The 1,154-nt window shown below is 75.2% G+C and carries 2 protein-coding genes; both read left to right on the forward strand.

The genetic code is table 11. The features are described from left to right. Nucleotides 1-863 (forward strand): serine/threonine-protein kinase (locus tag HG543_RS53740; protein WP_500690518.1); only part of this gene is annotated, 863 nt, incomplete at its 5' end. 72 nt (nucleotides 864-935) lie between these two features. Next, nucleotides 936-1,154, forward strand: a 219-nt coding sequence (locus HG543_RS53745) for a DUF938 domain-containing protein (RefSeq protein ID WP_169352686.1), incomplete at its 3' end; no start/stop codon positions are given.

Consider the following 1,154-nt stretch of genomic DNA (forward strand, 5'->3'; position numbering starts at 1 on the left):
TGCCTCCCGGCACCCCGCCGTACCGCAGCCCCGAGGCCATCCGCTTCCAGTGGGACTACCGCAGCCACCCCACCGCCCACTACGAATCCCAGCCCGCCGATGACGTGTTCGCCCTCGGCGTCACCGCCTACCAGCTCGTCACCGGGACGTACCCGCCGCCTCCGCGAGTCGACCTCCCCGCCGGAAGCGAGGGCGTGACACCGCTCATTCCTCCGCGCCGGCACAACCCCGCCGTGTGCGCGGAGCTGGATGCCCTCATCCTCCGCATGCTCGCGGAGCACCCCGGAGAGCGCCTCGGCGGCCACAGCGCGTCCGGGGCGGCGCAGGCGCTGGAGGAGGCCGCCGCCACCGCGGGGCCCCTGGCGGACCTGCCCATCTCCGGACCGGCCGTCGGCGTGCCCCCCGCCGTCACCTCCGCGCCTCCCTTGCGGTGGACCGGGCTCGCCGTGGCCATCGCGCTCCTGTCCCTCCTGGCCGCGGTGATGGGGGGCCTGCTGCGCTCCGAGCCACCACACGAGGACCTCGAGGTGGCCCGGGCCACACCGGACCTGGACGCTCGAGACGGCGGCACCGTGGCGGTGGGCGACGCCGCCGTGGCCTCGCCGGTGACCATCCTCGCGCCCGTGCCCTCCATCCACGTGCCCCCGGGCTTCGGCCTGCCCATGCCGGACCGCCCCTTCCCCGGTCAGCGCAAGCCCCCCTGCAACCGAAAGGGCGAGGTGGAGCTGCGCGGCGGTTGCTGGTACGAGCTGGCCCGCGTGAAGGCGCCCTGCGACGACGACGCCTACGACTACAAGGGCGCGTGCTACCTGCCCTCCTTCCCCGTGCAGCGCCCCTCCACCTCGGGGCGCATCGACCCCTGAGCGTCCTTCCGGACACGGTGCGCCCGCCTCCGCCCTCGCGCGGGCCCGCGAGGATGTGAGACACCCCGGGGCATGAAGCGTCATGCCCCGGCCCCGGAACGCAATCGCGAGCCCCTGCTCGCCGTCCTACGCGAGGTGATGCCCGCCTCCGGCACGGTGCTGGAGGTGGCGGCCGGCACCGGCCAGCACGCCGTCTTCTTCGCCCGCGCCTTCCCCGGCCTCGTCTGGCAGCCCACCGACGTGGACTCCGACTCGCTCGCGAGCATCGCCGCGTGGCGCGCCGACGAGGCC

Origin of the sequence: Pyxidicoccus fallax (assembly GCF_012933655.1) — a bacterium.
Lineage (GTDB): Bacteria > Myxococcota > Myxococcia > Myxococcales > Myxococcaceae > Myxococcus > Myxococcus fallax.